Below are 9179 nucleotides of genomic sequence, written 5' to 3' on the forward strand. Positions count from 1 at the left end.
AGCGTCCACGCGATATCTGGCGTCTCGGTGTTGGCCGCACCTTCCAGATTGCCGCGACTTTCAATTCGATGACGGTAATCGAAAATGTGCAGATGGCGCTCGTTTCGCGGGACCGCCAGCTCTTCAATTTATGGAAACCGGCATCGTCCATTCACGCCGATGAAGCGATCGCGTTGCTTGAACAAGTCGGCATGGCGGCGCATGCAAAACGCGCGTGTGGCGTGCTGGCTTATGGCGACGTGAAGCGCGTCGAACTCGCCATTGCGCTGGCCAATAAACCGAAGCTGTTGCTGATGGATGAACCGACAGCGGGCATGGCGCCGAAGGAACGCAACGACCTGATGGCGCTGACCAAGCAACTGGTGGTTGATCACAAGCTCGGCGTGCTGTTCACTGAGCACAGCATGGACGTGGTGTTTGCTTACGCCGACAAACTGATCGTGCTCGCACGCGGCAAGCTGATTGGCGAGGGCGATGCCGAAACCGTCCGCAACGATCCGCGTGTGCGCGAGGTGTATTTCGGCACGGGGAAATCATTCACGCCCCGTGCATCGCTTGCGCCACTTTCGGCAGACGGAGCCGCCTGATGAACACAGCCACTCAAGACAAGAGCATGCTGAAAGTCTCCGGCTTGAACGCGTTCTATGGCCGCGCGCAGATCCTGTACGACGTTGAACTGGAAGTGGGCCGCGGCGAAGTCGTTGCGCTGATGGGCCGCAACGGCGCGGGCAAATCGACCACGATGAAAGCGCTGATGGGCATGCTGCCCTCGCGGCAGGGAGCGATCAATTTTTGCGGGCACGACATAGCGAAATTGCCGCCGTATCGTATTGCACGGCTCGGCATGGGCTTCGTGCCGGAAGACCGGCGCGTGTTCGGCGATCTGACGGTCATGGAAAATCTCGATACTGGCCGCCAGCCGCCGCGCGACGATGCGCCCCGCTGGACGCCTGAAAAGCTGTTTCGCCTGTTTCCGAATCTTGGCGAGATGCCGAATCGTCCGGGCAGCCAGATGAGCGGCGGCGAGCAGCAGATGCTGACCGTGTCGCGTACGCTGATGGGTAATCCCACGCTGGTCTTGTTGGATGAACCGTCGGAAGGCGTGGCGCCGATCATCGTTGAGCAGATGGCGAACATGATTCTCGAGTTAAAGCGCGAAGGGCTGTCCATCCTGTTGTCCGAGCAGAACATGCATTTCGCTGAACTCGTCAGCGACCGCGCCTATGTGCTCGAAAAAGGGCAGATACGGTTTAGCGGCACGATAGATGAGCTCGCCCGCGACGAAACGGTGCGGCGAGCGTACCTGAGTGTTTAAGCTGCTTAAGCTGTCTAAGCGCGAGCAGACAAGTAAAGATCGACCAAGGGTATTCTTCAATCAGCCTTAGCCATGTCACTTGGCATTCAACCTAGCCGCTTTATTCGGAGAGAAAAACTATGACCACGCGTGTTGGATCGTTGCTGCGCTTAACCGCCTTCATGGTTGCGCCCTTGGCCACCGCTTTAGTGTCGGTGGGCGCTGCCGCCCAGACCATCAAAATTGGCGAGATCAACAGTTATAAAGCGCAGCCTGCGTTCCTCGGTCCGTATAAGAACGGCTGGAACATGGCGCTCGACGAGGTCAACGCGGCGGGTGGTATCGACGGCAAGAAGCTCGAAGTCATCTCGCGCGACGACAACGGCAATCCGGGCGATACGGTTCGCGTGGCGCAGGAATTGGTCACGGGCGAACAGGTTTCGTTGTTGTTCGGCGGCTTTCTCTCGAACACCGGGTTAGCGCTTGCCGACTATGCGAAGCAGCGTAAGGTTTTCTTCCTCGCGGCCGAACCGCTGACTGACAAGATCGTCTGGCAGGACGGCAACAAGTACACGTACCGGCTGCGTCCGTCGACCTATATGCAGGTCGCGATGCTCGTGCCCGAAGCCGCCAAGCTGCACAAGAAACGCTGGGCAGTGGTCTATCCGAACTATGAATACGGGCAGTCCGCCGTGGCGACGTTCAAGCGTTTGCTGAAAGCGGCGCAGCCTGACGTTGAGTTCGTTGCGGACCAGGCGGCGCCGCTTGGCAAGCTGGATGCCGGCGCGGTCACGCAAGCGCTTGCGGACGCGAAACCCGATGCAATCTTTAACGTTGAGTTCGCGGCCGACCTTGGCAAGTTTGTGCGTGAGGGTAATACGCGTGGCTTGTTCAAGGACCGGCCGGTGGTGTCGTTGCTGACCGGCGAGCCTGAATACCTCGATCCGCTCGGGTCCGAAGCGCCGGTCGGCTGGATCGTGACGGGGTATCCGTGGTACTCGATCGATACACCGGCCAATCGCAAGTTCGTCGCGGCCTACGAGACGAAGTATCACGACTATCCGCGGGTGGGATCGGTGGTGGGTTATTCGGCTTTGATGTCGATCGCAGATGGTTTGAAGAAGGCGAAGTCGACCGATCCCGACAAGCTTGCGGCGGCGTTCAAGGGCCTGAAGGTGGAGACGCCGTTTGGTCCTATCACGTACCGCGCGCAGGACAACCAGTCGACGATGGGCGCGTATGTCGGGACGACGGCGTTGAAGGACGGCAAGGGCATCATGACGAACTATAAGTACATCGATGGCGCGAGTGTCCAGCCTTCGGACGCTGAGGTAGCGAAGTTGAGGGCGGCAGATTAAGGTGATGGGTTGAGTGTGAGAGTGTGAGAACGGCCCGCGGAAGCGGGTCGTTTGCGTTGGTGGGGTCGTGATGCGGCAAAAAAAACACTTGACCGGTATCGGGAACAGCCTGATATGTACAGGTCAGGATGATGTACATAGGAGTGCAGGAATGGTTGCTGGAACGGAACGGATTGTTGTCCAGGTGACGCCGGATCAAAAACGTGCGATTGCGAGCACAGCGAAGCGTCTCGGGGTCGACGTGAGCGAATTGATGCGTCAGGCGGTGGAGGGCATCACGCTGTCGGACGATGAAGAAGGTACCAACGCGCTGATCTTGCGCGTGAATGCGTCCGCGAAGGAAGCGAACGATGCACTCGACGACGCCTTGTCGTTCGTTGCGAAATCGAACAAGCGCATCGCGGCGATGACGGGAGATAAGTAGTAAGGGGTGTGACCGACAAAATGTGGGACGCGCTTGTGGCCGTTACTAATATGGGCGTCAAAGGTCGTCTCGAGGCGACTCTGGAAGTCTTAAACAGTTGAGGGGTTCGTTCGATGAAACCATCTATCGCACTCGATGCGCACCGCACGGAAATCCGACTTATTGTCGAGGCAAATCGCGCCGTCAATGCGCGCGTATTCGGTTCTGTCTTGCGCGGGGAAGATACGGAAGACAGTGATCTGGATATCCCGGGTGACCTGCAATCAGGAATGACCCTGCTGAATATCGGTTCGATCCGGCGCCAACTGGCACAGTTGTTTGGCGTCTCGGTAGACGTCCTGACTCCGAATACACTTCCCGAAAAATTTCGTGAGGCTGTGATTGCCGAGGCGGTGCCGATATGAGTCGGCACATACATCGCTTGCCGGATCGAAGCAGTGCTTGTGGATTTCATGCCGCAAGCGGCATGGGAAGACAAGATCGCATCGGCATGAGCTTTAGCTGCTGGAGTTGTCGAACTGAAGGTAGAGAGGGCTTTCCGACACGGTGTTCGTGCACTCGACCGGAGACAAGAACGCACCAAGCTTCGGCGCCTACGACTTGCAGATGTAAAAGGGTGCATATCCGGCGGATGCCGGGCACGCACCCGTGAATCATAAGGATTACTCATAATCCACCTGCACCCCCCACCACTCACGGACTGAGCTTCGAGATTTTCTGGCCCTGGATTCCTACCCCGGCCATCAACCCTTGCTGGCCATAAATGAACGCATAGACGTCTGATTGCAGCGTGGTCGATGTCAATGACCGAGCCGTGCCGGTATCCACGACCACAACACTCGGACCTGCACCAATCGACCATCCACCGCTGGTCTGCAAATAGTTGATTGCGGAATCGGTCGTGAGGAACATGGCTTCCTGAAACGATTGCGCGCCAGCCTGCAGGCCATACGAAACGGACGTTGCGTTGTAGTAGCCCATCACTTTTCCATCCGGGCCGAACATCACGCCGTTTCCTTCCTCGGCCCCGACGATCAAACCCGCCTTGAGTATCTCCGGAAATACCAGCACCGCCTTTGCACGGGACTGGAGCAACTTTGCATTGGGCGTAGTGCTGTACAAGTGCTGAAGCGCTGCGCGCGCCTTTGCTTCCAGGTCGGGGTCGACCGCGCTGGACGGCGGTATTTGCGAAGTCGAGCAGGAGGTCGCAAGCAGCAACAGCAGGTTAGCCAGGATGAGTCTGATGTATTTGGTCATGAGGTCAACTCCGCTTGCAGGTCGGTCGTATCCGGTTGAATACGACCTGGGTGGTTCGCCGGGTGTTCGGTGAAGATGCGCTTTATCGTTGGAATGATGGTTAGCGTTTTATTTGGAATGTGTGTCCCCGCGCGCGGGTGAATGATTTGAGTAGATAAGCCTTACCAATTTCTGTTATTTGAAACGATCGAGTATTTAATGATCCTGCTCGGAGTATTCATGAAAACGGTTGAAATGAAGACGATTGTCAACATACGTGACAACGATAAGCGTGTTTAGCGCTGAAATCGACTAGACCCCTATTGCAACAGGTGTAGCAAGATTTTTACGATCGAAAAATTCGCCTGTAAAGACTCAGTGGCCGGACCTCGGCCGTTATCGTTTTAATTAAATCGAGGATTTAATAGAGTAGAAGGTTATATCAAGCATTGTCATTTGGCAAAGCATCAGGGATTCAATAAATATTAGAATTAATATCGCAATTCGTTTCAGTGTTTCGATTTCTTGTGCAGCGAATAGTTAGGCCGGAAACACCTATATAAACGCATCGATTCTTCCCTGTCCGCACCTTTCTCGCTCCGCGCCTCGAAGCAGCTAATCGCCAAGCAAAACTGTCCATCTGTCACGACGCGTTACCATGCCCGTTCGTCCCGACTTGCGACCTTTGCCGTGAACATCCGCTTCCTCGAAACCTTCGTCTGGCTCGCCAAACTCCAGAACTTCCGCCTCACGGCCGAAAAGTTGCACACCACGCAAGCGGCGGTCTCTAGCCGGATCGCGTCGCTTGAAGAGAGTTTTGACGTCCGCCTGTTCGACCGCAATTCGCGCTCCGCAACCCTCACGCCGGCGGGCCGCAAGATGCTGGCGTATGCGGAGCGCATCGTACGCCTTGGCGAGGAGATGCGCCGGGAAGTCGACGATGCAGACGCCGATGCAGGCCTTATCCGAATCGGGGTGATCGAATCGATCGTGCATAGCTGGTTCCCGGCGCTGATGGCGCTCGTGCGCGAGCGTTATCCGCGGCTCGAAATTGAAGTCACCAGCGACACCACGATTCACCTCGCGAACTTGCTGCGTGGCGGTGAGATCGAGTTGATCCTGCAGACCGATGCAATCGCCGGCCCCGACTTCACGAATCTTCCGCTATGCGAATTCCCGGTACGTTGGGTGGCCAGCCCCAAGCTCGGGCTCTCGGGCCGGACTCTCGACCTAGCGCATCTCGCGGACTTTCCTATCGTCAGCTTTTCGCGCCATTCCGGCCCGCACGCGACGCTTGAACAACTGTTTGCACTGGCTGTCGAGCGGCCCGCGCGGATCAATTGCATCACGTCCGTGGCGGCAATGATCCGGCTGGTTGCCGACGGTTTCGGCGTAGCCGCACTGCCGCCCGCGATCATCCAGCGCGAGCTGCGCGAGGGGACGCTTGAAGTTCTTGATGTAAATGCCGAGTTTCCATCGCTGCCGTTGGTGGCGACCTGCCGGGCGCAAAGTCATCCGCTCGCCGCGCGTATTGCTGATCTGGCGCGGCAAGCAGCTAGTGAATTCGAAGCAACGCTTCACGCAGAACCGGTTCCGGCTGCGAAGACCGAGGTCAAGCGAAAGGCCGAGCCGAAGCGCGGCGCACACAAGACCAGCAACGCTCGAACCTCGTCGCCAGCGATCAATTCCCGCAAGCCGGGCCGCACGCGAAAGTCGTCGGAAAGCAAGTTGCCGGAAAGGAAGTCATAAGGAAACCTGTTCGCACCGTATTTGTTTTCTTGTTGGACCGAAGTACCCGCTCCTCGCGACACTGTTCCCATTACGAATCCACTTTCGCCGGGGAACAGTCGATGAGCACATCACATCCGCAGGGCCAGCTTTGCATTTGGACGGATACCGACCCCGATCCGGTGCAGGAAGCCGATTTCAACGCGTGGTATGACCGCGAGCACATGCAGGAACGCGTCGCGATTCCCGGCTTTCGCCACGCGCGTCGCTTCAAGGCCACTGACGGCGGCCCGCGTCGCTATCTCGCGCTCTATGTGACCGAAACGCTCGACGTCTTTCGCAGCGATGCCTATCAGCGCGCATTCACTCAGCAAACGCCGTGGTCTCTCGCCAACTTTGCACGGATGACCAACACGCAGCGGCGCGTAGGCGAACTGACGCTTGAAACCGGCGACGGCGAAGGCGCATTTCTCTCGATGTTCGTGCTGCCGCAAGACCGCGTTGAACCTGCGGTGTTGAAGCCGCGCTTCGAAGCAGGCCTGCGTCAACCTGGCATTCATGCAGCACGGCTTTTTTGCACTGCGCCTGCGTTGTCGGTGTCGCTGACAGCATCGAAACAATCGAAGGAACCGGCATTGCCCGCCGCCGATGCGCTCGTGCTGATCGAAGGCAGTGACGCCGAGGCTACTCGCGCGCTCGCCAGTACGCTCGCGGACGGCGCCGAAGTCCGTACGTTCCAGATGCTCTGGCGCATTTCGGCCTGACCCGACGTCATCCCGCTTTCATCATCCGAGGTTCTCGATGAATACACTTGCCCAGCAATCCGATCTTCGTTCACCGCACGTCGGACGCGGTCGTCTAGCGACGGCGAGCATGGTCGGCACATCGCTGGAGTGGTACGACTTCACGATCTACAACACGCTCGCCGCACTGGTTTTCAATCATCTGTTTTTCCCCTCCGTCGATCCGCTCGCGGGCACCATCCTCGCATTCTCGACCTATGCGGTCGGGTATATCTCGCGGCCGCTCGGCGGTGTGATATTCGGCAATCTGGGCGACCGTATCGGGCGTCGCGCAGTCCTGATGCTCACGCTCGTGCTGATGGGGATCACCACGGCGCTGATGGGCTTCTTGCCGACGTATGCGGCCATCGGCATCTATAGTCCGATCCTGCTGGTCGCGCTGCGCTTCGTGCAGGGCATTGCACTGGGCGGCGAGTGGGCCGGGGCCGTGTTGCTATCGATTGAACATGGCGATCAAAACAAGCGCGGCCTGAGTGCGTCGTGGACGCAGGTCGGGCCTTCGTTCGGCACATTGCTCGGCACGGGTCTTATCGCGCTCATCACGCTCGTGGTAGCCCCCGACGACTTCCTCGCCTGGGGCTGGCGTTTGCCCTTTATCGCCAGCATGCTGCTGGTGGTTTTTGGCCTGTGGGTACGGCGCGGCGTCGATGAAACGCCGCAGTTCGAGCAACTCAGCCACGCCCATGCAACAGCGAAGGTACCCGTTGTTGAAGTGCTCACGCAGCACTGGCGGCGCCTGCTGATTGCGGGCGGTTCGCGGATCGGCTCGGACGTGCTGTACGCGCTGCTGGTCGTGTTCACGCTGACTTATGTCACGACCGTGCTGCATCTCTCGCGTACGACAGCGCTGACCGCCGTGCTGATTGGCACCGCGTGCAATGCGTTGAGCGTGCCGTTCTTCGGGGCGCTCTCGGATCGCTTCGGACGTCGGCCGGTCTATCTCGCCGGTGCGTTTGCCGCGCTGGTATGGGCGTTTGTTTTCTTCGTGCTTGTCGATAGCGCGCAACCGTGGCAGATCGTGCTCGCCGTGGTAGTGGGGCTCGTGATCCATGCCGTGATGTACGGTCCGCAAGCTGCATTCGTGACCGAGCAGTTTCCCACTCGCGTGCGTTATGCCGGATCGTCGCTCGCTTATACGCTGGCCGGTATTCTCGGAGGCGGCTTCGCGCCGCTCATCATCGTGAGCCTGTTCAAGCACTACAACAGCACGCTGGCGGTGTCGATCTATGTGGCGCTTGCGGTGCTTGTCACCGGCATCTCGCTGATCGTCGCGCGTGAGACTGCGCGGCGACCGCTGGAAAACTAACGCGCTATGTACCGTCGCGGCGCGCGTTGCCGCGCCGCTCATCTACCCGAGCTTCCCAATGACTACGCTTTCCTTTAACGTATTTCCCCTTGGCGCAGTACCTGTCTCGACCACGTCCAACATAGATGACCTCGTAATCGCCGGCTGGGCCGGGCGGGACTCAGCCGCGATCCAGGCGCATATCGATGAACTCGCGGCTCTCGGTGTAGCACCGCCATCAACCACGCCCTGTTTTTACCGCTTGGCTGCTGGCCTGCTCACGCAGGACGACAGCATCGCCGTGCTCGGTGCGCACTCGGGCGGCGAAGTTGAATGTGTGCTGCTCGATAGCCCGCTTGGCACGTTGGTCGCTATCGGCTCCGATCATACGGACCGCGAAGTGGAGGCGTACGGTGTGGCGGTATCGAAGCAGGTTTGTGCAAAGCCGGTTGGCCGCGATGCCTGGCTTTATGCCGATGTCGCCGCGCATTGGGATCAGTTGACCATGCGCTCATGGTTGAGCAGTGCCGACGGTGAGCGCCGTCTGTATCAATCGGGTGCGGTCAACGGACTGCTTGAGCCTGCTGACTTATGGCACAGGTTCGCGGGTGCACCGGCACTGCCTGAGAACAGCGCGATGTTCGGCGGTACGCTTTCTGTGCACGGTGCGATTGCGGCAATGTCCTCCGGCGATGTCTTCGAACTCGAGCTTCACGATCCAGTGCTCCAACGCACGTTGAAACATCAATATTCAGTGGCTTCGCTGCCGGTTATCGCCTGATTTTTATTGGATATCATCCATGACGCACTTCGCTCCCAAGACACCGCTCGCCGATCTCGCCGCCATGCTCGACGCAGGCACGACGACCTCTCGCGAACTCACTGAAACCGCGCTGGAACGCATTGCTGCCGATGGCGGCAACGGCGGCAACGCGTTCTGTTTCGTCGACGCCGACGGCGCTCGTCGCCAGGCCGATGCCCTCGATGCACTGCGCCGCGCCGGCACGCGTCTCTCGCCACTGGCCGGTGTGCCAGTATCGGTAAAAGATCT

11 protein-coding genes are annotated in these 9179 nt (G+C 58.7%); 10 read left to right on the plus strand and 1 reads right to left on the minus strand.

The window, feature by feature from the left end; genetic code table 11:
- From JWR14_RS35290 to JWR14_RS35310, 5 genes are all read left to right on the plus strand, one after another.
- On the plus strand, positions 1-587 hold a 587-nt coding region (locus tag JWR14_RS35290; RefSeq protein WP_299718762.1), incomplete at its 5' end, for an ATP-binding cassette domain-containing protein.
- Positions 587-1315: an ABC transporter ATP-binding protein gene (locus JWR14_RS35295; RefSeq protein WP_299718765.1), complete on the plus strand. Its 729-nt coding sequence runs from the start codon at positions 587-589 to the stop codon at positions 1313-1315. The genes JWR14_RS35290 and JWR14_RS35295, both read left to right, overlap by 1 nt.
- A gap of 119 nt (positions 1316-1434) precedes the next feature.
- Positions 1435-2652 carry an ABC transporter substrate-binding protein gene (locus tag JWR14_RS35300; RefSeq protein WP_299718767.1) on the plus strand — a complete coding sequence of 406 codons (1218 nt, stop codon included), beginning with the start codon at positions 1435-1437 and terminating at the stop codon, positions 2650-2652.
- A gap of 151 nt (positions 2653-2803) precedes the next feature.
- Entirely contained in the window at positions 2804-3076 is a 273-nt protein-coding gene (locus JWR14_RS35305; RefSeq protein ID WP_299718770.1) for a ribbon-helix-helix protein, CopG family, read from the plus strand.
- A gap of 113 nt (positions 3077-3189) precedes the next feature.
- The gene (locus JWR14_RS35310) at positions 3190-3480 is read left to right on the plus strand and encodes a nucleotidyltransferase domain-containing protein (protein WP_299718773.1); all 291 of its coding nucleotides are present in this window, start codon (positions 3190-3192) and stop codon (positions 3478-3480) included.
- Between the two features lie 289 nt (positions 3481-3769).
- On the opposite strand, the gene JWR14_RS35315 is transcribed toward JWR14_RS35310, so the two are convergent.
- Positions 3770-4333: a lipid-binding SYLF domain-containing protein gene (locus JWR14_RS35315; protein WP_299718775.1), complete on the minus strand. Its 564-nt coding sequence runs from the start codon at positions 4331-4333 to the stop codon at positions 3770-3772.
- A gap of 669 nt (positions 4334-5002) precedes the next feature.
- On the opposite strand from JWR14_RS35315, the gene JWR14_RS35320 reads away from it, so the two are divergent.
- The 5 genes from JWR14_RS35320 to JWR14_RS35340 form a co-directional block, all read left to right on the plus strand.
- On the plus strand, positions 5003-6061 hold the full coding sequence (locus tag JWR14_RS35320; protein WP_299718777.1) for a LysR family transcriptional regulator: 1059 nt from the start codon (positions 5003-5005) through the stop codon (positions 6059-6061).
- Positions 6062-6162: 101 nt separating this feature from the next.
- Complete coding sequence (locus JWR14_RS35325) at positions 6163-6804, plus strand: DUF4286 family protein (RefSeq protein WP_299718779.1); 642 nt, start codon at positions 6163-6165, stop codon at positions 6802-6804.
- Between the two features lie 37 nt (positions 6805-6841).
- Complete coding sequence (locus JWR14_RS35330; protein ID WP_299718781.1) at positions 6842-8149, plus strand: MFS transporter; 1308 nt, start codon at positions 6842-6844, stop codon at positions 8147-8149.
- A gap of 58 nt (positions 8150-8207) precedes the next feature.
- A complete protein-coding gene (locus JWR14_RS35335) occupies positions 8208-8909 on the plus strand; it encodes a DUF2848 domain-containing protein (protein ID WP_299718784.1) in 702 nt (233 codons plus the stop codon).
- A gap of 19 nt (positions 8910-8928) precedes the next feature.
- On the plus strand, positions 8929-9179 hold a 251-nt coding region (locus JWR14_RS35340), incomplete at its 3' end, for an amidase family protein (RefSeq protein WP_299718786.1).

The sequence above is a fragment of the Caballeronia sp. genome, from assembly GCF_028292365.1.
GTDB lineage: Bacteria > Pseudomonadota > Gammaproteobacteria > Burkholderiales > Burkholderiaceae > Caballeronia.